Origin of the sequence: Myxococcus guangdongensis, from assembly GCF_024198255.1 — a bacterium.
GTDB classification, from domain to species: Bacteria; Myxococcota; Myxococcia; order Myxococcales; family Myxococcaceae; genus Myxococcus; species Myxococcus guangdongensis.
Map to the genome: position 1 here is coordinate 236475 of NZ_JAJVKW010000007.1, position 23499 is coordinate 259973.

Below are 23499 nucleotides of genomic sequence, written 5' to 3' on the forward strand. Positions count from 1 at the left end.
GGTTTCAGGCAAGGGGCAATCGCGGTGAGGGATGGGGGCAGGCAGCCAAGAGAGGAGAGGGCGCAATGTCGGACAAGGACAACAAGGGCAGCATGACGGTGGCCGAGGCGGGCCGTAAGGGTGGCGAGACGGTCCGGAACGAGCGAGGTCGCGAGTTCTACGAGACCATCGGCCGCAAGGGCGGAGCGACCGTGAAGGCGGAGCGAGGTCGCTCGTTCTACGAGGAGATTGGCCGCAAGGGCGGCGAGACGGTGAAGGCCGAGCGCGGCGCCAAGTTCTACGAGGAGATCGGCAAGAAGGGTGGCGACCGGGTCAAGGCCACCCGCGGGCCGAACTTCTACGAGGAGATTGGCCGCAAGGGTGGGCAGAAGGTGAAGAAGCTCATCGAAGAGGGCAAGCGCGCGGCCCGCGCGGCGATGGCGGCACAGGAGGGCGGCGCCGCGGCGCCACAGCAGGAGGGCTCCACCACGCCTCCGGCGGCTCCTTCCGGTGAGACGGCGGGCCCCGGCCAGAACGAGTAGCGTGGCGAACAGCGCGCGGACCCGGTAAGACGGCCCGCGTGTACCTGGTCATCACGTTCCTCGAGCAGGTGGAAGGCACCGAGCGAGCCATCCGTCGGCTCCGGGAGTTTGGAATCCCGGAGCCGCTGGTGGTCCGAGCTCGCAGCGCGGCCGCGGCGCTGTCCGCCGAGGTCCCCGTGTTCGCGGGGCTTCGCAGTCTGGCCCTCGGCGCGGACGAGGACCGGGTGTTGTTGGTGAGCACGCTCCCCGGCGTCTCCGCCGAGGAGATGGAGCGGATGATCCAACGTGTCCAGCTGGAGATGGACGCGGATGATCCCCCGATGGGCCGGCTGGTGGCCCTGCCGGTGATCGCCGCACCCACCCACCGGCGCTCGTGACGAGCGGGGCGCGGCCGGTGTAAGCAAGCCCCGTGCAAGCGCTGCTCGTCTTCCTCGCCATCGCGGCGCTCTCCCTGCTGGCGTCGAGTCCGGCGCTGGACCCGGGGCGCTTCCCCGCGTTGGCGCGGCTGGCGGCGGGCGGCTTCCTCTTCTTGTTGTTCGGCGTGGTGTTGGGCCCCTCCATGGTGGGGGTGCTCTCCCCGGAGGACCTCCAGCTGATGCGCCCGGTGATGGCGCTCGGGCTGGGCACCGCGGGGGTCATCCTGGGGTTGAACCTGGAGCCGCGGCTGCTGCGGCTGTTGCCACGGCCCGTGTACGCGGCGGCGCTGGCGCACTCGGGCACGGCGTTCCTGTTCGTGGCGGTGCCGTTGGTGGTGCCGCTGGTGCTGACGTCGCGGCCCTCGGTGGTGGCGGCGGTGGGCGCGGCGTCGTTGCTGGGCGCGGCGGCGAGCCTGTCCTCCGGACACTTCGCGGTGCTGGCGTACCGGGGCGGGCGGATGGACCGGGCGCGGGGGCTGGGCGTGGCGCTCCTGACGATGCTCGACGATGCGCTGGGGCTGGCGGTGCTGGCGGTGGCGCTGGTGTTGGGCGCGGGCTCCAACCCGGGAGAGGGGCTGGGGTTGGTGTGCCTGGCCATGCTGCTGGGCGTCCTGTGCGGCGCGCTGCTGGCGTTCCTGACCCACGCGATGAACGACCTGGCGGAGCTAACCACGGTGACGTTGGGCATGGTGGCGCTCGTGGGCGGCGCGGCGGCGTACCTGCGGGTGTCCGCGCTGCTGGCGGGCGTGGCGTGTGGGGCGACGCTCGCGCTGGTGGGCGGGCGCACGGTGGAGCGGGTGGCGCGCGCGCTGGGGCGGGTGGAGCGGCCGGTGTTCCTGGTGGTGGTGTTCCTGGTGGGCAGCGGGCTGTACACGCGCGACTGGGCGGCCTGGGCGCTGGTGCCGGGCTTCGTGGGGCTGCGCTTCCTGGGGAAGGTGGTGGGGGGACGGCTGACGCAGCGGCTGGCGAGGGGCGTGTTGGAGCTGCCGCCCCGGGTGGGCTACGCGCTCATCGCGCAGGGCGGGCTCGCGCTGTGTCTGGTGGCCGAGTACGAGTTCCTGGTGCCGGGCACGCTGGCGCGTCGGGTGCTGGACGTGGTGGTGGTGGGCGCGGTGGTGAACGAGCTGCTCGCGGGGCCAGCCTTCCGACAGGTCCTCCCGCCACCGCCTCCGCGTGAGCCTCCGGCGTCCGCGGGCGTGGGGGTGGCGACATGAAGGGCGCGGTGGTGCGGCTGCTGCTGTTGGTGGGTCTGCTGGCCATCATCAGCCGCGCCCAGGTGCTGCGCGAGGACGCGGGCACGCCGGTGACGCTGGCGGCCGGAGCGCTGCTGCTGTGCGGTCTGTTCGCGGGCAAGGTGGCCAAGGGGTTGGGACTGCCCCGGCTCACGGGCTACCTGCTGGTGGGCGTGGCGGTGGGGCCGTATGCGCTGGGCTTCATCCCGGGCGAGGGCGTCAAGGGGTTGGACCTGGTGAAGGGGCTGGCGGTGAGCCTCATCGCGCTGGTGGCGGGCACGGAGCTGCGGCTGGGGCTCATCCGCCGCGTGGGCGCGAGGGTGGCGCTCCTGTGCGCCGCGGTGTGCGGCGTGACCTTCACCGTCTGCCTCGCGGCGACGTTCGCGCTCAAGCCGGTGTTGCCGTTCCTGGCGCCCATGACGTGGCAGCAGGCGTTGGCGGTGAGCGCGCTGGTGTCCACGGTGGTGGTGTCGTTCTCGCCCACGGTGACCATCGCCATCGTCCAGGAGACGAGCGCGAAGGGCTCGTTCACCGAGTTCCTGATGGCGCTGGTCATCATCGGCGACTTGTTCGTCATGGTGGCCTTCGCGCTGGCGGCCGGCCTGACGCGGGCGAGCTTCGGCGGCGGGCTGGACGTGACGGGCCTGCTGAGCGGGGTGGGGTGGGAGCTGTTCGGCTCGGTGGTGGTGGGTGGGGTGCTCGCGCTGGTGATGCTCCTCTACATGCGGGGAGTGAAGCAGGAGCTGCCGCTGTTCCTGGTGGGGCTGTCCTTCGCGGCGGCGGAGGGTGGCACGCGGCTGCACCTGTCCCCGCTGCTGGTGTCGCTGGCGGCGGGCGCGCTCATCGCCAACCTGGATGAGCGCGAGGGCGAGCGCATCCACCACGCCATCCAACGCGCGGGCCTGCCGGTGTTCGCGCTCTTCTTCGCGGCGGCCGGCGCGGGGTTGAAGCTGGACGCGTTGATGACGGTGGGGCCGGCGGCGCTGTTGTTGGTGGTGCTGCGGGGGCTGGCCATCTGGTTCGCCTGTCGACGTTTCGCGCCCGCCGATGACCCGCGACTGAAGCAGTACCTGTGGATGGGGCTCATCTCGCAGGCGGGCGTGACGTTCGGCCTGGCGGCGCTGGTGTCGCGCACGTTCCCGACGTTCGGTCCCCAGGTGGAGGTGCTCATCGTCGCGATGATCACCGCGCACGAACTGGTGGGGCCGGTGTTGACGCGACGTGCACTGACGGCCAGTGGAGAAGTCAGGACGGACGAGGCACAGGCAACCGCGTAGGCTCCAGGGCCGCACGCAGGAGGGATACACGAATCATGGCCGCACCCATCCTCGAGGTGGACATGGAGCACCCGTCACCGCGCCACATCCAGCGCGCGGTGGAGGTGCTCGAGCGCGGCGGGCTCATCGCCTATCCGACGGACACGTACTACGGCATGGGCTGTGATCTGGGCTCGAAGAAGGCCATCGAGCGGCTCTACCAGCTCAAGGGACGCGACAAGAAGAAGCCGCTGTCCTTCCTGTGCCCGGACCTGTCGGACGTGGCCCGTTATGCTCACGTCAGCAATTTCGCGTATCGGACGATGAAGGGGCTCACTCCAGGTGCGTTCACCTTCATCCTCGAGGCGACGCGGCTGGTGCCCGATTTGATGATGTCGAAACAGAAACAGGTGGGTATCCGGGTCCCGGATGCCCCCCTGGCGCGCGAGCTGGCGCGTGCGCTCGGGCGCCCTCTGGTGACGACGTCGGTGAGCAATACGGACGGTGAGCCGCTCACGGACGCTCGGGAGATCAAGGACGCGTTCGGCCACGGGCTGGAGCTCATCCTCGACGGGGGCGTGACATTGAACGAACCGTCGACGGTGGTTTCACTCATCGGCGATACGCTTGAAATCCTCAGGCAGGGCAAGGGTAGGCTGGAGGACTGAAACTCGAACAAGAGGGGGGCCGCCGTGGAATCAGGGGCCGCGGAGCCAACGCGCACGGACATGCCGCAGCACGTTCCGTCGCTGATGAGGTTGCTATTGCTACTGTTGTTCCGCCCGGTGGACCTGCACTACAGGCTCCGGGCGGCAGGAATCCTCGCGCCGGGTGGGCGCATCGGCCAGCTGTGGCGTGAGCAGGCCAACGGCGGCAGGGCCGCGGGGCTCTACGTGCGGCGGATGCTGGTGATGCTGGTGGTCGGCTCACCGCTGGTGACGGGGCTCCTGGGGCTGGGGCTGTACTGCGCCGGCATTCCACTTCGCGGCGGCTGGGCGGTGTCCGCGTTGTGTTGTTCGGCCGTGGGTCTGGCGCTCGCGCAAGTGTCGGGGCTCGCGGCCGGGGTGATGCTGGGCTCACTCGCGAGCCTGTCCATGCTGGTGGGGTTGCACGCGACGGCGGCGGGGGCCTTCGGGCCGGTGCTCGGGGGCGCGGCGGGGGTGGCGGTGGGCATCTGCCTGGGCATGGTGTCCGGACTGTCGGTGGGCAGCATCGCGAGCATCAGCGGTGGGCGGGGCCCGTCCGTGTGGCGGGTGCAGGTGGCGGCCATCGTCACCAGCGTGGTGCCCATGGTGGTGTGGAGCCGGCAGGCCAACATGTCGTTCGCGGGCGCGGTGGCGGCGTCGGCGCTGGTGGCCTTCCTGGTGAGCGCGTTCCGGTTGCCGCTGTACGCGCTGGAGGTGCTCGCGTCGGCGGTGGCGTACGCGGTGGAGAAGTGGACGGGGCGCCCGACGCTGCACTGGGTGCCGGTGCGCCATCACAACCTGAGCTACCTGCCGCACCCGTTCCTGAGCCGACACCTGGCGCTGGCGGTGCGCTCGCGGCCCGCGGAGGTGCTGGCGGTGGCGGATGCCTGCCTGCGCTCGCCGGGGAACATCCTGGTCGGCTGGCCGTGGGTGGTGCAGGCGCTGGAGCGCGCCTCGACGACGGAGGGTGCCACGGGCGGTCCGCATGGCTGACGGACGCGAAGGGAAGTGGGGGGCATTGGATTGCCTCGGCGCGAGGGTCCGCTAGCCTCGCGCCCATGGAAGGTTTGCTCGACGCGTTCATCGCGTTCATCCGCGCCGAGCGCGGGCTGTCCGGCAAGACGGTGGATGCCTACGCCGCGGACCTCACCGTGTACTTCGAGGACCTGCGCGGGCGCGGCGTCGACGACGTCACCCGCGCGCGCCAGGAGGATGTGACCGCGCACCTGTCCGCGTTGACGAAGGGCGGCCTGGGCAAGCGCAGCCAGGCGCGACATCTGGCCGCGCTGCGTGGCTTCCACCGGTTCCTCGTCGCCGAGCGGCTGGCGGACAAGGACCCGACGGAGGACGTGGACACGCCGCGCTCGGCGCGCAAGCTGCCCTCGTTCCTGACGCTCGAGGAGGTGGAGCAGCTGCTCGCCGCGCCCGACGAGGGCTCACCCGCGGGCCTGCGGGACAAGGCGATGCTGGAGGTGCTCTACGCCACGGGGCTGCGCGTCAGCGAGCTGTGCGGCCTGGGCGTCAACGACGTGCAGCTGAGCGCGGGCTACCTGGTCGCGAAGGGCAAGGGCGCCAAGGAGCGCGTCGTCCCGCTGGGGCGCGTGGCGGTGGAGAAGGTCCGCGAGTACCTGGCCAGCTCGCGTCCGGCGATGCTCGGGCGGCGCGAGGCGCGGGCGTTGTTCGTGACGCCTCGGGGCGCGGGCTTCACCCGGCAGGGATTCTGGAAGCTCATCAAGCGCTACGCGCTGAAGGCGGGCATCCTCAAGCCGCTGTCTCCACACAAGCTGCGGCACTCGTTCGCCACGCACCTGGTGGAGCGCGGCGCGGACCTGAGGGCCGTGCAGCAGATGCTCGGTCACGCGGACCTGGCCACGACGCAAATCTATACGCACGTGAACAGCGCCCGGCTGCGCTCGGTCTACGACGAGTTCCATCCGCGCAGTGATGCGTTCACCCCCAAGAAGAAGCGCAAGGCGGGGACGTAGCCGCGAGGGCGGGGCCGGTGGACCCGACATGTCAGACCGGGCGTTAGACTGCCTACGTATCAGGTCGACATCCCGTGAGGTGGGGTGTCGCGCGAGGGACGCTGGGAGTCCCATCGACGGAGGCAGGCGTGGGAGACATCCGAGGAAAGAAGCCCAGGACGTACGAGGACATCGAGGCGCCACCCCTGCCGTGGGTGGCGGAGACCCTCGAGGGATTGTGGCCGGAGCCCTCGCCTCGCGCGGCGGTGGAGCTGCTCCCGCTGGTGCATCGGGTGGGCGCGCTGCTCGTGCGGCCCTTCGACTGGGCCCGGGGGGGTCCTGGGGGCTGGTGGTTCCTGGAGACGCCAAAGCTGCATCTGGAGTCGGGAGTCGTCGTCCCCGCGTTGGCGGCCTGGCGACGGGCCGAGGTGCCGGAGCCTCCCGAGCCACGGACACCCTGGCTCACGCCCGCGCCAGACTGGGTCTGCGAAGTGCTCTCGACCCGGAGTCGGGACCTCGCGTCGCGGATGCAGGCGTACCACCAGGCCCGCGTGGGCCATGTCTGGCTCATCGACCCGGACGGGTGTCGGGTCGAGGTGTACCGGCGTGGGACCCGCGGCTGGGCGCGGGTGGGGCTGCATGAAGGCTCCGCCCGGATGCGCGCGGAGCCCTTCGACGCGGTGGTCCTGGACCTGGGGGCCCTCTGGCTTCAGGAGCCCACGTTGACCGCGGGGGCGACGAAGGCGTCCGCGCTGGTGCGCCGTGCCTCGGAGGTGGCGTCGGAGCCGGGCAGGGGCGCGACATGAATGAGCCCGGAGGCCATCAGCCGGTGCACCGAACGCGACGCGGCCAGCTCTCCCATGGCCGCCGTGCGCAGGGCCTGGCGGATGCTCCGGCTGCCTCGCAGCTTCGAGTACAGGTAGAGGTCATCCGCCGTGAGCTGCGATGGGGTGGGGCGAGGGATGGGCTCGAAGACGAGCCGCCCGTCCAGGGCGAACAGCTCGTCGCTCAGGGCCAGCGTCAGGCGGACCTCGGCCTCGCGGTAGAGGGCGTGGGCCTCGGGAACGGGGCCTCGCTCGAGGATCTGCGCCGCCAGCGCCACGGCGTGGTCGAACTTGCCCGACTCCAGGAAGCGCTTCACCAGGTTCAAGAGCTCGGCCAGCTCCGCGGCCTCTCCCAGCCTGGGGCCCTTGGGCAGGCGCGGCGCCAGGGCGCCCCGGCGATAGAGGTGGAGGATCCACCGGGCGGCGAACAGCGGGGCCTCCTTCGCCGTGGCCAGCATCTCCCCCAGCGTGGCGCCGCCCGCGGCCAGCTCCAGCAGCTTGTCCTCCTCCTCGGAGAATGTCTCCACGGCGAACTCACGGAACACCCTGAAGGTGGCGTCCAGGTGCGGGAAGACCTCCCGGAACACGGACCACTCGCGCAGCCGCGTCACCGCGTCGCGGTGCAGGCCGTTCAACGAGAGCTTCAACCCCACGGCGCGGGCGGACGACGGGAGCTTCGGGGTGAACTCCACCTCGCCCGACTCCCAGCCGTAGCAGTCGAAGAGGGCCTCGCGGGCCTTGTGCTCCATCGCCTCGATGAGGCGGGGCAGCTCCACGAAGCAGCGCTGCACCAGGAAGGTGCCGTAGGGCGAGCCCGCACCCTCCGCCGCCTCGAAGGCCGCCGCGGCCCGGGGCGCATCCAGGATGCGCAGGTTCACCAACACCTGGGACAGGTGCTCGCGCGGGTCATTCGAGCTCTCGCCGACCAGGAAGCCGTCCTTCACCTGGAAACAGCGCCGGATGGCGCCGCGCTCCACGCGCAGGGTGCCTTCCACCCCCGCGGTCGAGAACAACGGCGGCATCACCATCTGCAGGCGATAGCTGGCGAGACTTCCCTTGAATGACTCCATGCCGGTCCGTCCTCCCGAGGTGAGGTTGCTCGCAGGTGCGACGGCCAGGGTACCGCTCCACCCACCGCTGCTTCAACCGCAAGGGCCTGGAATCACTCAGGATTTCCGTGCGCGCCGCAATTTTCCATGAAGGCTCGCGGCGGGCGGGCGTCAGGGACGGGGAGTGCCCGCGACTGAACGGAAGATTGCAGGGGCGCGGCGGGTGTGCGAACCACCGCGACACCACAGAACACACGACGCGCGAAAACGACTCTGCGCGCTGACTCCCGACTCGGAAACCGACATGCGGACCCTCTCAGGCGTGCAGTCCTCCGGCAAGCTGCACATCGGCAACTACTTCGGCGCCATTCGCCAGTTCGTGCAGCTCCAGGAGGAGGGCGAGGCGTACTACTTCATCGCCAACCTGCACGCGCTCACCACGGTGCGCGACGCGAAGCTCGCGCTGGAGCTCACCCGCGAGGCGGCGCTGGCGTACCTGGCGCTCGGGGTGGACCCGAAGAAGGCGGTGCTCTTCCGCCAGAGCGACGTGCGCGAGGTGCTCGAGCTCAACTGGATTCTTGGCACCGTGGTTCCGCACGCGCACCTGGAGCGGGCCCACAGCTACAAGGACAAGGTGGCCAAGGGCATCAGCCCCGACTTCGGCCTCTTCGCCTACCCGGTGCTGATGGCGGCGGACATCCTGCTGTACAGCACGGACTTCGTCCCCGTGGGCAAGGACCAGATCCAGCACGTGGAGTTCGCGCGCGACTGGGCGGTGAAGTTCAACACCGAGTACGTGAAGGGCTACGACCCGGCGGACCCGGACGGCAAGGAGCGGGGCCACGCGCCCGGCATCCTCAAGCTGCCCCAGGCTCGCATCCAGGAGGCCACCCAGACGGTGCCCGGCGTGGACGGCAAGAAGATGTCCAAGTCCTACGGGAACACCATCGAGATGTTCGGGGACGAGAAGGAGATCAAGAAGCGCATCATGTCCATCAAGACGGACTCCACGCCGGTGGAGGCGCCCAAGCCGGTGCCCGAGGGGAAGCCGGCGGACCCGTCCCTGGTCAGCGAGGTGCCGCTCTACGACTTGCTCAAGCTGATGCTGCCGGAGTCGGAGTTCGCGGAGGTGGACGCGTCGTGGAGGGCGGGAGGGAAGGGCTACGGGGACTACAAGAAGAAGCTCCTGGAGGCCTTCCACACGACCTTCGGACCGGCCCGTCAGCGGTACGCCGAGCTGGCGGGCGACCCCGCGGAGCTGGAGCGCATCCTCCAGGACGGAGCCCAGCGGGCCCGCCAGGAGGCCTCCGTCCTGATGGACAAGGTCCGGCGCGCGGTGGGCATCCCCTGAGGTTCAGGGCCTGAACGGGTGTTTACCGCCGTTTGTTTGACCCACCTGGGACCCACTGTTAAGGAGGTGTGTCCCCCGGTTCGCGCTCGAAGAATCACGCGAATCCGGGCCCTTGCGTGATGACCAGCAGCCACCGACAGCCAGAAGGGCCGCCAGGACACGCCGGTGAGTGACGGCCGCCCGCCATCGGCCGATGAAGGCCTCGGCGAAGGCGCTCCGCCCCGGACCCCGGCGGACGCCTTCCGCGTCGCGCTGCCCAACTTCGAGGGTCCGCTCGACCTGCTGCTCCATCTCATCAAGGAGCACCGGGTCGACATCTTCGACATCCCCCTGGCGCTCATCACCGAGAAGTACCTGGAGCACCTGGAGCGGATGCGGGAGATCAACCTGGACATCGCCGGGGAGTTCCTGGTGATGGCGTCCACGTTGGCCCACTTGAAGAGCCGCATGCTGCTGCCCCGCCAGGACGCGGTGGCGGTGCCCGAGGGCGGCGAGGCCCTGGCGGCGGTGGAGGAGCCCGAGGACCCCCGCGCGGAGCTGGTCCGCCGGCTGCTCGAGTACCAGAAGTACAAGGACGCCGCCGAACACATGGCCCGCCAGGACATCCTGGGCCGGGACGTGTTCTCGCGCAGCGTCCCGGTGGAGGCGGTGCCCATCCCGGAGGAGGAAGTGGGCCTGCAGGAGTTCAGCGTCCTCAAGCTCATCGAGGCGCTGGACCGGGTGCTGGAGCGGCTGACGCCCAAGGTCCAGCACGAGGTGGTCCGGGAGAAGATCACCCTCTCCGAGGCCATCCTGCGCATCGTCGGGCGGCTGCGTCCCCAGGGACAGGTCCTCTTCGAGAGCCTGTTCACCGAGGAGGACACGCCCACCCGCCAGGAGATTGTCGTCACCTTCCTGGCGATTCTGGAAATGGTGAAACGCCGGCTCATCCGTGTGGTACAGGACGAGCCGCTCGGGCCCATCCTGTTGTTGCCCAACGGGGATGCCCTGGAGCGGCTGGCCCCCACGGAGGTCGACGAGAGTGACTACCGGTAGGAAAGGCTCCCGAGGCGGAGACGGCGAGGAGTCCGCCGCGTCCGGGGGGCCGAGCCCCTTTTCCGAGGAGGAGCTGGCGGCCGTCACGGGCCCCGGCCCGGCGGACGAGCTGGACGAGCTGGAGGCGGCGGCCATCGAGGAGGACTCGGAGGCCACCCCCGACCTGGAGACCTCCTTCGAGAAGCTGGTCTCCAAGAGCCGCAAGCTGTCTGGGGATCGCGTCCGGACGGTCATCGAGAGCGTGCTCTTCGTGTCGGAGCGGCCCCTGTCCGTGGACGAGCTGTACCAGGCGACCGGCATCGAGCAGACGCTCATCGCCGAGGCGCTCAACCAGCTGTCCGGCATCCACCGGGACGGCATCAGCGGCATCGTCCTGTACGAGGTGGCCGGCGGCTGGCAGTTCCGCACGGACCCCCACTCGGGCGAGTACGTCCGGCGCTACCTGCGCGTGAAGCCCCAGCGGCTCACCCGGGCGGCGGTGGAGACCCTGGCCATCATCGCCTACCGGCAGCCGGTGACGCGGCCGGAGCTGGAAGACATCCGCGGCGTGGATTGCGGCGCCGTGCTCAAGGCGTTGATCGACCGCAAGCTGGTGAAGATCCTCGGCAAGCGCGAGGAGGTGGGGCGACCCATCCTCTATGGCACTACGCGTGAATTCCTGGAGTTCTTCGCCCTGAAGGACCTGTCGGCGTTGCCCACGCTGCGGGAATTCCACGAGCTCACGCAGGAGCATCGCGAAATCGTGGAGAAAGAAGTACGACCCGCACCGGCAGCGGCGGGGACGGTGGAAGCACTCTCCGACCCGGGATTCACGAAGCGGATGGAGAAGAGCGCGGCGGCGAGCGAGGCCGCGCTGGAGGACCTGGAGGAAGCCATGGCGGCGGCTGACCAGATACAGAAGGCCAGCTCCAGTGTCCTGGACACAGCCCCCAAGCCCGAGACGGGCACCGAGGGGCAGAAGCCCGAGTGACGGGCAGCAAGTGAAGGGGAAGTAATGGCGGCCGAACGACTACAGAAGTACCTGGCCCGCGCGGGAGTTGCTTCGCGCCGGCACGCAGAAGAACTGATTACCGCGGGCCGCGTGGCGGTGAACAACACGACGGTGACGGAGCTGGGGAGCCGGGTGGAGCCGGGGACGGACCTGGTCTCCGTGGACGGCAAGCTCGTCACGCCGCCGGACGAATCGTCCTACTTCCTGCTCTACAAGCCCGTGGGCGTGGTGACCACGCTGTCGGACCCCCAGGGGCGGCCGACGGTGGCGAACTACGTGGAGGAGACGGGCAAGCGCCTGTTCCCCGTGGGCCGGCTGGACTACGACGCCGAGGGAGCGCTGCTCTTCACGGATGATGGCGCGCTGGCGCACAAGCTGACGCACCCGAGCTTCCAGGTGCCTCGCACGTATCTGGCGAAGGTGAAGGGTCAGCCCGACGTGCCGACGCTGGAGAAGCTGCGCGGCGGCGTGCGGTTGGAGGACGGCATGGCCACGCCGGTGTCGGTGGGCGTGTTCGAGGCCGCCGAGAAGAACACGTGGCTCAAGATTGTCGTGGCGGAGGGCCGTCCGCACCTCATCAAGCGCCTGTGCGCCGCCGTGGGTCACCCGGTGGTGCGCCTGTTCCGTCCGGCCTACGCGGGTGTCGGCGTGGAGGGCTTGCGTCCGGGTGAGCTGCGGCCGCTGAAGAAGACCGAGGTCGAGCTGCTGAACGAGGTGGCTGACGGGAAGACGTCGCCTCCGTCGGCGGACCTGCGGCTGCCGCCTCGGCGTCATGGTCGCGCGGCGCCGGGCTTCGATGAGTCGGATGAGGACGAGTTGGCCGTGGATGATGAGGCGCCTGTGCGCCGCAAGCCGGCGGCTCGTGCGGAGCGGAAGCCGGCGGGTGAGGGTGGCTCGGGGCTCGCGCGCTTCGGTCGGGACCGCGCGGGTGCGGGTCGTCCTGCGCGCAAGGAGTTCGGGAGCGGGGATGCTCCGCGCTCGCGTGGACCGCGTGCCGAGGGTGGCGCGTCGCGCTTCGGTCGTCCTGCTCGGAAGGAGTGGGGCGAGGGTGCTCGCGGTGAGGGGCGTCCGGCTCGCAAGTCCTTCGGTGGTGACGAGGGGCCTCGTGGCGCTCGGAGCGCCGGAGGCGAGGGGCGTCCTGCGCGCAAGACGTGGGGCGCGGGTGGCGAGGATCGTCCGGCTCGCAAGTCCTTCGGGGCCGGTGGCGAGGATCGTCCGGCGCGTAGGTCCTTCGGGGCGGGCAGCGAGGATCGCCCGGCTCGCAAGTCCTTCGGTGCCGGTGGCGAGGATCGTCCGGCGCGTAGGTCCTTCGGCGCTGGTGGCGCTGACCGTCCGGCTCGTAAGTCCTTCGGCGGTGACGAGGGTCGCCCCGCTCGTAAGTCCTTCGGTGGTGACGAGGGTCGCCCGGCTCGTAAGTCCTTCGGCGGTGACGAGGGTCGTCCGGCCCGTAAGTCCTTCGGCGCGGGCGGTGCGGATCGCCCGGCTCGCAAGTCCTTCGGTGCCGGTAGCGAGGATCGTCCGGCCCGTAGGTCCTTCGGAGCGGGCAGCGAGGATCGTCCGGCTCGCAAGTCCTTCGGTGCCGGCGGCGAGGATCGTCCGGCCCGTAGGTCCTTCGGAGCGGGCAGCGAGGATCGTCCGGCTCGCAAGTCCTTCGGTGCCGGCGGCGAGGATCGTCCGGCCCGTAGGTCCTTCGGAGCGGGCAGCGAGGATCGTCCGGCTCGCAAGTCCTTCGGTGCCGGTAGCGAGGATCGTCCGGCCCGGAAGTCCTTCGGCGCCGGCGGCACGGATCGCCCGGCTCGCAAGTCCTTTGGCAGTGACGAGGGTCGTCCGGCCCGTAGGTCCTTCGGTGCCGGTAGCGAGGACCGTCCGGCCCGGAAGTCCTTCGGTGCCGGTGGCGAGGATCGCCCGGCTCGCAAGTCCTTCGGCGCGGGCAGCGAGGATCGTCCTCGGGGTCCCCGTGGTGCGGGTGGCACGGGCCAGGCCCGGTTCGGTCGTGGCGGGAGCTCCGATCGCGCGGCCAGCGGCGAAGGCCGTCCTCGCTTCGGCGGGCCTCGGAGCGCGGGTGGCCCGGCGCGTCGTTCGTTCGGCGACAAGGGCGCTCCGCGCGGCCGCGCCGAGGGACGTCCGTCTCGGGGTCCTCGTGACGCGGAGGGCTCCGGCCCTCGGGGTCGCGGAGGCTTCGGCGCGAAGCCCGGCGGCAGGGGCCCCAAGGGAGCGGGCGGCGAGGGCAAGGCCTGGACCCCCTACGACGACCGTGGCGCTCCCCGTGAGCGAGTCGTCCGAGGGGGCTCCCGAGGGAGCGCTCCCGAGGGCGGCCGCAAGTCCGAGGGGTTCCAGGACTGGGGCAAGAAGAAGGAATCCGGCTCCAAGCCCCGCTGGAGCGCTCAGGCTCCCCGCGGCGGCCGGTCCGGCGCCCCCTCCAAGGGACCTCGCCGACCTCGCTGAGGACCACACGGCGGATTGGGCGACAAGGGGGGTGTTGATATAACCCCCCGCGACTTTTCCACTGTTTCCCTCAGCGGAGACCGATGCGAACCGGCGCACGCCCCTACATCCTCATGCTGGCCCTGGTCCTCGGTTGCAACGGGAGCCGGGACCAGCTCCTCGCAGACCTCCAGAGTCCTCGACCGGAGGTCCGCGCCCTGGCGGTGAAGAAGCTCGCCGGACAGGGCAATCCCGATGACCTGATTCTCTTCACCCGCGCGGCCAAGGACCTGGCGTCCATCGTCCGCGCGGAGGCGGCCGTCGCGCTCGGAGAGAGTCAGGATCCTCGCGTCGTCGACCTGCTGGGCGAGCTGCTCGAGGACTCCGACGAGGAGGTCCAGGGCCGCGCGGCCATGGCGCTCTCCAAGGTGCGCAACGACAAGGCCAAGGCCTACCTCACGCTCCAGTACGGGCGCCGGGGCCGCACCACCCGCCAGGTCATCGTCCAGGCCCTCAAGAACGCCAACGTGCCGGGCGCCATGGCGGAAGTCGTGGCCGCCGAGGCCAAGGGCCAGTGGGACCGCAACCTCCTCACGCTCACCGAGGGCGAGCTCCCCGAGCGCGTCGGCGCCGCCGAGGAGCTGGGCAAGAGCGGTCGCCCCGAGGCCGTGAACCGGCTCCTGCCCCTGGTCCGCGACAGCCAGGTCATCCTCGCCGCCGCCGCCGTGCGTGGCCTGGGCGACGCGGGCGACAAGCGGGCCGTGGGCGACATCGCGCTGCTGCTCGACGAGAGTTTCCCGGAGCTGCGCGAGTCCGCCATCATCGCGCTGAGCAAGCTGCAGGATCCCGCCGCCGCGCTCCGCCTCCAGGCCGTGGCCGTGGAGAAGAGCGCGGTGAGCCCGCTGGCCATCGACGCCATCCTGTCCTTCCCGCGCACGCCGGAGACCGACACCGCGCTGTGCGCCGTCGCGCTCGATGGGGCCCCGTCGGACGCGCTCGCGGCGGCCCTGGCGATGCGCACCCGGGGCGGCTGTCCGTTGGATCCCATCGGCGAGCGACTGGCGCGTCCCGCCACCGCCGCGAGCGGGCTCCAGGCCGTGGCTGGGCTCGGCCCCGCGGCCCAGCCGCTGCTCGCGAAGGTGACGCCGTGGCTCAACCAGAACGACGCCACGCTGCGCATGCTCGCGGTGGACGCCGTGGCCGGAGTGGGGGACGCGTCTGTCATTCCCCAGCTCCAGAAGCTCTACGAGCAGGAGGCGAAGGGGCTCGAGGCGCTGCGCGCGGACTGGGTCCCCCAGAAGCTCCCCGAGACGTACGGCGCGGGGTTCGACCCTTCGGCCACGACGTCGCCCCATGTCACGGGCGCGCCGCATGACGAGCGCGCCTCCCGCCATGCCTCGCTCTTCGAGCGCGTGAAGGCGCTCAACGCGCAGCGGGCCAAGGACGCGGGGCGCACCGTGGTCAAGCCGCGCGTGCCCAGCGAGCTGTTCGACGACGTGGAGGCCGAGCGGCTCGTTCCGCTGGCGACGCTGATTCGCGCGCTGGGGACCCTGCGCGCGCCGGGGGCGCTGGAGCTGCTCAAGGGCTACAGCCAGGACCCCAGCATCCCCCTGCGCACCGCGGCGCTCGTGGGCTTGACGCGCCTGGGCGCAGAGGGCGTGGCCGTGGCTCGCGAGGGAATCTTCGAGCCCGAGCGGGACCTCCAGAAGACGCTCGCGCAGGCGCTGGCCGAGTCGGGCGAGGCGGGGCAGGTGGCCTTGTTGGAGGCGCTGCCGAAGATGGGCGGCGAGAAGCTGCTGGTGCTGGACGCGCTGTCGAAGGGACCCGGGGTGCCGGCGTCGGCGTCGCCGGTGCTCCAGGGCGTGGTGAAGGAGGGTGGGCCGGAGGCGGCGCTCGCGGCGGTGGTGCTCGCGCGCATCCAGGCGAAGGACGCGGTGCCCACGCTCGTCAAGGCGCTCGACGAGACGAACAGCGTGGCGCGGCGCGACGTGCTGCTGGCGCTCGGGACGCTCGGGGATGTGCAGGCGGCCGACGTGGTGGCGCGGGACTTGTTCCACGACCTGCCGGAGATTCGCGCGGCGGCGGCCACGTCGCTCAAGCGCATGGGCGCGACGACACACTCCGAGTTCCTCGATGCGCTCAAGAGCGACTACTTCCGGACCGTGCGTGACGCGGCGGGCGCGGCGCTGGCGAAGGGGGGCACGGCTTCGGAGGGGGCTCGGTAATGGAAGCACGCAAGCTCAAGGACAGCGCCGCCGCGGCCTTCACCAAGGGGCGCTTCTCCAAGGCCGCCGAGCTGTACGAGGACTTCTGCAAGCTCGACCCGAAGGACCACCAGTCGCGCCTGCGAATGGGGGATGCCTGGGCCAAGGCGGGTGAGCGCGAGCGCGCCGTCGCCGCGTACCAGTCCGCCGCGGAGGGCTTCGCGAAGGAGGGCTTCCTCCCGCGCGCCATCGCCGCGAGCAAGCTCATCCTCGAGCTGGACCCGAGCCACCAGGGCGTCCAGCAGATGCTGGCGAACCTCTACGCGCGACGCGGCACGCCCGTGGGCGCCCGGGCTCGCGGGCCCATGGGCAGCGCGCTCTCCGCGCCGCCTCCGCCCGAGCGTCCCGTGCCTGCGCCCCAACCCGTGTCGGGCGACGCATCGGACGAGCTCGAGCTCTCCGTCGAGACGGCCTCCAGCTCCGAGGAGGTCGTCGTCCATTCCGTGAGCGTGGGGCAGGAAGCCGAGCCCACCCCTCACGAGGATGAGGCACCGTCCTCCCAGGCGGTGGTCGAGCCGTCGAGCACCGGCCTGTCCGAAGCGGGTCTCGCCCCCACGAGCACCGTCGCCGTGGCACAGCCTTCGAGCGGGCCACACTTCGAGGTCACCGCCGCGAGCGAAGCACCGTCGTCCTCCGCGAGCGCCGCCTCCGACGATGAGGGCTTCGACGTCGTGGTGGGCGAGTTCGAGCCGGGCGCGCCTCCCTCCGCGGGAGCGACGAGCCGATTGCCTCCAGGTCTCGCGCCGCGCGCCACGCAGCGAATCACTCCACCCACGTCCCCCGTGCCCGCGCCGAAGTCCCCCGTGAGCGGGAAGTGGAAGGCGCTGTCCTCGCCCATCGGGGATGCACAGGCGCTGGAGCCGGGCCTCCCGCCGACGCCCACGGTCATCGACCCGCCCTCGGCGCCTCCGGGTCTGCGCCCTCGGCGCACGGACGTCACGCCCCCCGCGGGTGCCACGGCCGTTCCGTTCCGAGAGGTGTCTCGCGAGCTGGGCGCATCGCTGCGCGCGGTGATGCCGCGCCCCTCGTCCTTCACCGAGCTGGAGCTCGAAGCGGACTCCCTCCTGCACGCGGTGGAGCTCGCCGCCCAGGCGGGCCTGAATCAGCGCTCCGAGAGCACCTCCATCAGCGAAGAGGAGGAGGTCTTCAGCCTCACCGAGGAGGTCATCACCGACGCGCCCTCACTGGACGCGCTGCCGACCATCCCGCTGTTCTCGGACCTTCCTCGGGACGCCTTCATCGAGCTGTTCGAGCGCTGCCCGCTGCGACGCTTCAGCGCGGGTGAGCGCATCATCGAGCAGGGCAGCCACGGCGACGCCTTCTACGTCATCTGCGAGGGTCAGGCCCGCGTCTTCCGGATGGACGCGGAGCGCCGCGTGGAGCTCGCCGTGCTCGAGGGCGGCGCGTTCTTCGGCGAGATGGCCATCCTCTCCGGTGCTCCGCGCACGGCCTCCGTCGAGGCCGCCTCCGAGGACACTCAGCTGCTGGAGATCTCCGCGCCCGTCCTGGCCTCGCTCTCCCGGAGCCATCCACAGGTGGCCGCGGCCCTGAAGAAGTTCGTGCGTCAGCGCCTGCTCACCAACGTGATGAACACCTCCGCGCTCTTCCGTCCCTTCAACCGGAAGGACCGGCGCACGCTGGTGGAGCGCTTCCGCGCCCGCGACGTCGAGCGCGGTGACGTCATCATCCGCGACGGAGACCAGACGGACGGGCTCTACGTCCTGCTCTCGGGCGAGGTGGAGGTGCACAAGGACGGGCACCTGCTCACGCGACTGAAGGAGGGAGACCTGTTCGGCGAAATCTCCCTGCTCCAGAAGACGCCCGCCACGGCCACCGTGACGGCGGGGCGTCACACCACGCTCCTGCGACTGCCCCGCGCCGACTTCGACGCGCTCATCTCCAGCCACCCTCAAATCCTGGTGCTCATCTCGGAGCTGAGCGACGAGCGCCTTCGCCGCACGGAGCAGGTGCTCGGCATGGAGGCCCTGGACGGCGACGAGGACCTCATCCTCGTCTGAACCGGGCCTCGGGCCTCAGCGCACCTTCGCGAGGTAGTCGTCGCGGGTGACGAGGCCCCGCGTCTCCAGCAGCTCCAGCATGGCGCGCAGCGAGCGCGCCTGCTGCGCCACCATGCGCTCCAGGTCCGTCACCTTCTGGGTGAGGGCCTCCACCTGCTGCGTCAGCTCGCCCTCGCGGACGGACGACGGGCCTGACGGGCGCGGGGCGGACATCATCTCCACGGCCAGCTCGGACGGAGGCGCCAGCTCGAAGGTCTGCTCGTCCATTCCGAACGCCAGCGGCGACGCCGTCGTGGAGGTGATCTCCCCATGGTAGTGGCGGCGGATGGCCCGCTCGATGGACGAGGCCGCGGCCACCACCACCTGGAGCCGCTGGCCCGTGTGGAACGCCAGCTCCTGGAGTGACTCCACGTTCGTCGGGTCCGAGGTGGCCACCGTGAGCAGCTTGCTCGAGGGCTCGAAGGCGGTGGGGAACACCGTGTAGCGCTCGGCGATGTCCACGCGCAGCGCCTGCATCGCGGGGGCGGACGGCGTCACGGCATCCAGGTCCACCGTGGGGATGGAGAGCTGGCGCGACAGGGCATGCACCATGGAGCTCTCGTCCACGAAGCGCATCTGCACCAGCGTGAGGCCCAGGCGGCCTCCCCACTTGCGTTGCTCGGCGAGCGCGGAGCGAAGCTGGGTCTCGGTCAGGAGGCCCGCATCCATGAGGATTTCCCCGAGCCGGCGCTTTCGGCCGGGGGGAGGGGGTGCCACGGAGGAAGGATTCACGCGCGGGAGCATACCAGCGGACGGCTCGGAGGGAGGGCAGGGAGGCGCCAGGGGCCCGGAAGCGGCGGGCCGCCCCGCAATGGGGTAAGTCTCAGGCCATGACGCGAAGCCTTCTTTCGTTTCTCGCGCTGGCGCTCTGCGCCGGCTGTGCGTCGCAGCGGCTCGCCGGCGCCGACCTGGACCGCGTGCGCCGCCCCGCCTTCATCTCCCGCATCGAGGACGGCGCGGGACCTCGCAGCTTCGTATTCCGCGAAGACTCCGCGTACGGCGACAAGCTCAAGAAGTTGGAGCCCGTGGAGGCGGACCGGCGGCTCACCGTGAAGCTCCAGCAGGCGGTGACGCGCTTCGAGATTTCGGAGCGGCTGCGCGTCAACACGCTCACGCAGCTGCCACGCGAGGCCCCGTGGACGTACACGGTGGACCCGGCGCGCGTGGCCTCCGTGCTGGAGAGCTTCCTGGTGGAGGAGGTCCCCGCGAACGCGCCCGACTACGACCTGGTGACGCCGCTGGGCGCGGACACCATCGTCGAGTTCGTCGTGCAGGAGTACGGCATGCGCAGCAAGAAGGGCCACGCGGGCGCCTTCCTGCGCGGCTACGGCCGGATGTTCACCCTGGATGGGCGCTCGGAGGTGTGGCGCCACCCGTTCGAGGTGGACCAGGTGGAGTCCGGCGCGGAGCACCTGGACCCGTTCAAGGTGGGGAAGAACCCGGACCTGTTCCGCCAGGCGCTCACCACGCTGCTGGACCAGGTGGCGCTCGAGTTCGTGAAGGACCTCACGCCCAAGGACCGTCGTGGCGGCCCCACGGTGGCGGCGCCTCCCGGCCCCTCCGCTCCCGACGCCGTCACGCCCACCTTCGCCGAGCCGCCCAGGCAGCCCGAGCAGGAGCTGCCGCCGGGCGAGCTGCCGGACCCGGACCCCTGATTCAGAACAGGGCGTGCTCCGCGAGGAGCACCGCGATTCCCACGACGAAGCTGACGAGCGTCACGGGCAGGCCCACGCGCAGGTAGCGCATGAAGGACATGTCCACCTTGCCGCGCGCCGCCTCGAAGACGATGAGGTTGGCGACGCTGCCGACGAGGGTGAGGTTGCCGGCGAGCGTGGAGCCCAGGGCGAGCACGTGCCAGCCCAGCTCCACGTTCTGCAGCGAGGGCACCCACGAGCGCGCGAGCATGACGAAGGGCACGTTGCTGAAGAGGTTGGACGCCACCAGCGTCAGCCCCGCGAAGCCCAGCGTCTCCCGCCACGGCGGCCCCGCCATCAGCGGCGCGAAGATGAGGCGGATCTCCTCTGCCCAGCCGTGCTTGTTCACGCCGTAGACGACGACGAACAGGCTGGCGAAGAACAACAGCAGCACCCAGTCCACGCGCTCGAGCGCCTCGCGTGGCTCACGACGGGACAGCGCCATCACGAGCGCGGCGCCGGCCAGCGCGCTCCAGCTCATGGGCAGCCCCGCGAAGAAGGCCACGATGACCCCCGCCGTCACCGTGAGCGTCAGCACCAGCAGCCAGCGGTCCACCGGAGGCGGTGGCGGCTGGGGCTCGAAGCGCTTCGTGCTCAGCTCGTTGCGGAAGAGATACACCAGCGCCACGGCGACGATGACGGTGGACAAGAGCGCGGGCACGGCCATGTACGCCGCGAAGCTGGCGTACGAGATTCCCGACGCGCCCTGGATGAGCATGTTCTGCGGGTTGCCGGTGAAGGTCGCCACCGAGCCGCTGTTGCTGCCCATGCACACCGCGAGCAGGTACGGCACGGGCGGCAGCTTCGCGTCCTCCACCGTCGCGAGCACCAGCGGCGTGAGCATCAAACACACCGTGTCGTTGACGAGGAACGCGGACAGCACCGCGGAGATGAACGTCACCGCGATCAACAACAAGCGCGGCGTGCGGGCTCGACGCACCGCCCAGGCGCCGGCCGTGCGGAACACGGCGGCCTGGGACATGTACGCGGCCAGCAGCATCATCCCGAGCAGCAGGACGATGGTGTCCGCGTCGATGGCGTGCTTCGCGGTGTCCTCGCTGTGGTTGAAGACCTCCGCGGGCGAGACCACGCCGAACACCACCATGAGGACCGCGCCGAGCAGCGCGCCTCCGGGGCGGTCCAGCTTGAGGAAGGGGAGCCGGGCGCCGGCGATGAAGACGTAGGTGAACAGGAAGATGGCGAGGGCCACGGGCGCGGGAACCTAGCCGAGCCCCGTCCGGCGTGCTCGACCGCGTTCGCGTTGTCCGCCCCGGTACACACCTGTACAGTGCCCCACCCATGAAGTTCGAGAAGGAAGAAGGGGCCTTCGGTGGCCCGCGTCGCACCCCGTGGAACGCCCCCCGGGGGTTGGACTCCGTGCTCCAGCAATGGAAGGCGGACCGGGGCCTTTCGCCCTGCTTCTCGCTCGACGAGGCCACGCCCGCCCGGGTCGGCTCGTTCGCGCCCATCCCCGAGGACGTGGCCCCCCAGGTGCGCGAGGCGCTCCGCCAGCGAGGCGTCGAGCAGCTCTTCTCCCACCAGGCCGAGGCCTTCCGGCTGGCCCGCGCGGGCAGGAGCCTGGTCATCGCCACGCCCACCGCCTCGGGCAAGAGCCTCTGCTACAACCTGCCGCTGTTGGACCGCTTCGCCCGCGAGCCCCAGGCGCGCGCCCTCTACCTGTTCCCCACCAAGGCGCTGTCGAGAGACCAGGAGGAGTCCCTCCGGGCCTTCATGCGCGAGGCCGGGCTGACCCACGGCGCCATTACCTTCGACGGTGACACCCCGGCGGACGCACGCCGCGCCGCCCGGGAGCGGGGGGGCGTGCTGCTCACCAACCCCGACATGCTCCACACCGGCATCCTCCCGCACCACGCGAGCTGGGCTCGTTTGTTCTCAAACCTGCGCTACGTGGTCATCGACGAGCTGCACACGTACCGGGGCGTCTTCGGCTCGCACCTGGCCAACGTGCTGCGCCGGCTGCGTCGGGTGGCGCGCTTCCATGGTTCGGACCCGGTGTTCATCGCAGCGTCGGCGACCATCGGCAATCCGCAGGCGCACGCGCGGCGGATGCTCGGTTGTGACGTGGAGCTGGTCGCGGAGAGCGGGGCGCCAGCGGGGGAGCGGCGGGTCATGGTGTTCAACCCGCCCGTGGTCAACGCGGAGCTGGGCATCCGCGCCAGCTACCTCAAGACGGCGGTGCGGCTGACGTCGGACCTGGTGCGCGCGGGCGTGTCCACGCTGCTCTTCGGACAGTCGCGCAACAACATCGAGGTGATGCTCAAGTACCTGCGCGACCGGTTCGTCGAGGAGAAGCTGGACCCGTCGCTCATCCAGGGCTACCGGGGCGGCTATCTGCCGGGGACGCGGCGGGCGACGGAGGCGGCGCTGCGCGCTGGAGACGTGCGGTGTGTCGTCGCGACGAACGCGCTCGAGCTGGGCATCGACATCGGCTCGTTGGACGCGGTGGTGTGCGCGGGCTACCCGGGCTCGGTGGCGGCGCTGATGCAGCGCTTCGGCCGCGCGGGTCGTCGTGGCGCGGGGAGTCTGGCGTTGTTGGTGACGTCGAGCGCGCCGTTGGACCAGTACCTGGCCGGGGACCCGCGCTTCCTCATCGGGGCGCCGGTGGAGCACGCGCGCATCGACCCGGACAACGTGGAGATCCTCGTCCAGCACCTCAAGTGCGCGTCGTTCGAGCTGCCGTTCGAGGAGGGCGAGTCCTTCGGCGACGTGCCGGCGGAGTCGACGGCGGAGGCGCTGGGGTTCCTCGCGCAGCACCAGGTGGTGCATCCCACGGCGGGGGAGGGGGGCCGCCGCGTGTTCCACTGGTCCTCGGATGCGTATCCGGCGAACCACGTGTCCCTGCGCAGCGTGGGCTGGGACAACGTGGTCATCATCGAGCGCGGCACGGACCGCACGCTGGCGGAGATGGACTTCCGCTCGGCGCACACGATGTTGCACGAGCAGGCCATCTACCAGCACGAGGCCGAGCAGTATCAGGTCGAGCAGTTCGACTACGAGAACCACAAGGCCTACGTGCGCAAGGTGGCGCCGGACTACTTCACGGACGCGATGACGTACGTGCGCGTGAATGTCATCCAGGAGGACCAGGGCGCGCCCGTGGGCCCGTCGCTCCAGGCCGGCATGGGCGAGGTGAGCGTCATCGAGAAGGTCGTGGGGTACAAGAAGATCAAGTACCACACGCACGAGAACGTGGGTTACGGCGAGGTGGCGCTGCCGGAGATGCAGATGCACACCACGGCGCTCTGGTTGACGGTGCCGGAGTCGGTGGTGCGCTCGATGAAGGCGCCGAGGCCCGCGGTCATCGACGCGCTGCGCGGCATCGCCACGGCGCTGCGCACGGTGGCGTGTGTGGGGTTGATGATCGACCCCCGGGACATCGGCAAGACGCTGGGCAGTCGCGATGACGCGGACGGGCCGCCGCGCAAGGATGGCGGGGTGGGGTTCGATCCAACCATCTTCCTCTACGACAACATCCCCGGCGGCGTGGGGCTGGCGGCGCGGCTGTTTGACCAGCGCGACGAGATGCTCGTGCGCGCGCGGAGGCTGCTGGAGTCCTGTGCGTGTGAGGAGGGCTGCCCGGCGTGCATCGGTCCGGCGTCGGGTGTCATGCCGGGACAGGCGCCCGTGGACCCTCATCCGCGCAAGCGCTTGGGGCTCGAGGTGCTGAGCCTGCTCGGCATCGCGGGCGTGCAGTAGACGGCGGAGGGCTCGGCG

At 70.8% G+C, this 23499-nt stretch carries 19 protein-coding genes; 16 read left to right on the plus strand and 3 right to left on the minus strand.

Annotation, left to right across the window (positions count from 1 at the left end; genetic code table 11):
• Window positions 1–65 precede the first annotated feature (65 nt).
• The 8 genes from LXT21_RS22795 (at window position 66) to LXT21_RS22830 (ending at window position 6881) form a co-directional block, all read left to right on the plus strand.
• The gene (locus tag LXT21_RS22795; protein ID WP_254040286.1) at window positions 66–521 is read left to right on the plus strand and encodes a general stress protein; all 456 of its coding nucleotides are present in this window, start codon (window positions 66–68) and stop codon (window positions 519–521) included.
• A gap of 38 nt (window positions 522–559) precedes the next feature.
• Entirely contained in the window at window positions 560–898 is a 339-nt protein-coding gene (locus tag LXT21_RS22800) for a hypothetical protein (protein ID WP_046713755.1), read from the plus strand.
• A gap of 32 nt (window positions 899–930) precedes the next feature.
• On the plus strand, window positions 931–2151 hold the full coding sequence (locus LXT21_RS22805; RefSeq protein ID WP_254040287.1) for a sodium:proton exchanger: 1221 nt from the start codon (window positions 931–933) through the stop codon (window positions 2149–2151).
• Window positions 2148–3446 carry a cation:proton antiporter gene (locus LXT21_RS22810; RefSeq protein WP_254040288.1) on the plus strand — a complete coding sequence of 433 codons (1299 nt, stop codon included), beginning with the start codon at window positions 2148–2150 and terminating at the stop codon, window positions 3444–3446. The genes LXT21_RS22805 and LXT21_RS22810 overlap by 4 nt, the downstream gene beginning before the upstream one ends.
• Before the next feature lie 35 nt (window positions 3447–3481).
• Entirely contained in the window at window positions 3482–4093 is a 612-nt protein-coding gene (locus LXT21_RS22815) for an L-threonylcarbamoyladenylate synthase (protein WP_046713758.1), read from the plus strand.
• A 60-nt stretch (window positions 4094–4153) separates the two neighbouring features.
• Window positions 4154–5104, plus strand: a complete 951-nt coding sequence (locus tag LXT21_RS22820; protein WP_254040289.1) for a hypothetical protein — start codon at window positions 4154–4156, stop codon at window positions 5102–5104.
• Between the two features lie 65 nt (window positions 5105–5169).
• Complete coding sequence (gene xerD / locus LXT21_RS22825) at window positions 5170–6096, plus strand: site-specific tyrosine recombinase XerD (RefSeq protein ID WP_254040290.1); 927 nt, start codon at window positions 5170–5172, stop codon at window positions 6094–6096.
• Window positions 6097–6224: 128 nt separating this feature from the next.
• A complete protein-coding gene (locus tag LXT21_RS22830; RefSeq protein WP_254040291.1) occupies window positions 6225–6881 on the plus strand; it encodes a Uma2 family endonuclease in 657 nt (218 codons plus the stop codon).
• On the opposite strand, the gene LXT21_RS22835 is transcribed toward LXT21_RS22830, so the two are convergent.
• Entirely contained in the window at window positions 6785–7969 is a 1185-nt protein-coding gene (locus LXT21_RS22835) for a DUF4388 domain-containing protein (protein WP_254040292.1), read from the minus strand. The genes LXT21_RS22830 and LXT21_RS22835 overlap by 97 nt on opposite strands.
• A 283-nt stretch (window positions 7970–8252) precedes the next feature.
• Between LXT21_RS22835 and trpS the strand changes: the two genes are divergently transcribed.
• The 6 genes from trpS (at window position 8253) to LXT21_RS22865 (ending at window position 18031) form a co-directional block, all read left to right on the plus strand.
• Complete coding sequence (gene trpS, locus LXT21_RS22840) at window positions 8253–9299, plus strand: tryptophan--tRNA ligase (protein WP_254040293.1); 1047 nt, start codon at window positions 8253–8255, stop codon at window positions 9297–9299.
• Between the two features lie 165 nt (window positions 9300–9464).
• Window positions 9465–10334, plus strand: coding sequence for a segregation and condensation protein A (locus LXT21_RS22845; RefSeq protein WP_254040294.1), 870 nt, complete (start codon window positions 9465–9467; stop codon window positions 10332–10334).
• Window positions 10321–11304: an SMC-Scp complex subunit ScpB gene (scpB, locus tag LXT21_RS22850; RefSeq protein ID WP_254040295.1), complete on the plus strand. Its 984-nt coding sequence runs from the start codon at window positions 10321–10323 to the stop codon at window positions 11302–11304. Before LXT21_RS22845 ends, scpB begins: the two co-directional genes overlap by 14 nt.
• Window positions 11305–11328: 24 nt before the next feature.
• Window positions 11329–13770 carry a pseudouridine synthase gene (locus LXT21_RS22855; protein ID WP_254040296.1) on the plus strand — a complete coding sequence of 814 codons (2442 nt, stop codon included), beginning with the start codon at window positions 11329–11331 and terminating at the stop codon, window positions 13768–13770.
• A gap of 83 nt (window positions 13771–13853) precedes the next feature.
• The gene (locus tag LXT21_RS22860) at window positions 13854–15974 is read left to right on the plus strand and encodes a HEAT repeat domain-containing protein (RefSeq protein ID WP_254040297.1); all 2121 of its coding nucleotides are present in this window, start codon (window positions 13854–13856) and stop codon (window positions 15972–15974) included.
• On the plus strand, window positions 15974–18031 hold the full coding sequence (locus LXT21_RS22865) for a cyclic nucleotide-binding domain-containing protein (RefSeq protein ID WP_254040298.1): 2058 nt from the start codon (window positions 15974–15976) through the stop codon (window positions 18029–18031). Before LXT21_RS22860 ends, LXT21_RS22865 begins: the two co-directional genes overlap by 1 nt.
• Before the next feature lie 15 nt (window positions 18032–18046).
• Here the strand turns inward: LXT21_RS22865 and LXT21_RS22870 are convergent, their stop codons facing one another.
• Window positions 18047–18739, minus strand: coding sequence for a GspE/PulE/PilB domain-containing protein (locus LXT21_RS22870; RefSeq protein WP_254040299.1), 693 nt, complete (start codon window positions 18737–18739; stop codon window positions 18047–18049).
• Between the two features lie 161 nt (window positions 18740–18900).
• On the opposite strand from LXT21_RS22870, the gene LXT21_RS22875 reads away from it, so the two are divergent.
• Window positions 18901–19725, plus strand: coding sequence for a hypothetical protein (locus LXT21_RS22875; protein ID WP_254040300.1), 825 nt, complete (start codon window positions 18901–18903; stop codon window positions 19723–19725).
• Window position 19726: 1 nt separating this feature from the next.
• Here LXT21_RS22875 and LXT21_RS22880 read toward each other — a convergent pair whose 3' ends face one another.
• The gene (locus tag LXT21_RS22880) at window positions 19727–20974 is read right to left on the minus strand and encodes an ArsB/NhaD family transporter (RefSeq protein WP_254040301.1); all 1248 of its coding nucleotides are present in this window, start codon (window positions 20972–20974) and stop codon (window positions 19727–19729) included.
• An 89-nt stretch (window positions 20975–21063) separates the two neighbouring features.
• Between LXT21_RS22880 and LXT21_RS22885 the strand changes: the two genes are divergently transcribed.
• Window positions 21064–23481, plus strand: coding sequence for a DEAD/DEAH box helicase (locus LXT21_RS22885; protein WP_254040302.1), 2418 nt, complete (start codon window positions 21064–21066; stop codon window positions 23479–23481).
• Window positions 23482–23499 lie beyond the last annotated feature (18 nt).

Coding starts and splice junctions, on each gene's coding strand:
- trpS (WP_254040293.1), top strand. CDS start 8,253: ATGCGGACCCTCTCAGGCGTGCAGTCCTCCGGCAAGCTGCACATCGGC.
- LXT21_RS22875 (WP_254040300.1), top strand. CDS start 18,901: ATGACGCGAAGCCTTCTTTCGTTTCTCGCGCTGGCGCTCTGCGCCGGC.
- LXT21_RS22795 (WP_254040286.1), top strand. CDS start 66: ATGTCGGACAAGGACAACAAGGGCAGCATGACGGTGGCCGAGGCGGGC.
- xerD (WP_254040290.1), top strand. CDS start 5,170: ATGGAAGGTTTGCTCGACGCGTTCATCGCGTTCATCCGCGCCGAGCGC.
- LXT21_RS22820 (WP_254040289.1), top strand. CDS start 4,154: ATGCCGCAGCACGTTCCGTCGCTGATGAGGTTGCTATTGCTACTGTTG.
- LXT21_RS22865 (WP_254040298.1), top strand. CDS start 15,974: ATGGAAGCACGCAAGCTCAAGGACAGCGCCGCCGCGGCCTTCACCAAG.
- LXT21_RS22815 (WP_046713758.1), top strand. CDS start 3,482: ATGGCCGCACCCATCCTCGAGGTGGACATGGAGCACCCGTCACCGCGC.
- LXT21_RS22885 (WP_254040302.1), top strand. CDS start 21,064: ATGAAGTTCGAGAAGGAAGAAGGGGCCTTCGGTGGCCCGCGTCGCACC.
- LXT21_RS22870 (WP_254040299.1), bottom strand. CDS start 18,739: ATGGATGCGGGCCTCCTGACCGAGACCCAGCTTCGCTCCGCGCTCGCC.
- LXT21_RS22835 (WP_254040292.1), bottom strand. CDS start 7,969: ATGGAGTCATTCAAGGGAAGTCTCGCCAGCTATCGCCTGCAGATGGTG.
- LXT21_RS22810 (WP_254040288.1), top strand. CDS start 2,148: ATGAAGGGCGCGGTGGTGCGGCTGCTGCTGTTGGTGGGTCTGCTGGCC.
- LXT21_RS22855 (WP_254040296.1), top strand. CDS start 11,329: ATGGCGGCCGAACGACTACAGAAGTACCTGGCCCGCGCGGGAGTTGCT.
- LXT21_RS22860 (WP_254040297.1), top strand. CDS start 13,854: ATGCGAACCGGCGCACGCCCCTACATCCTCATGCTGGCCCTGGTCCTC.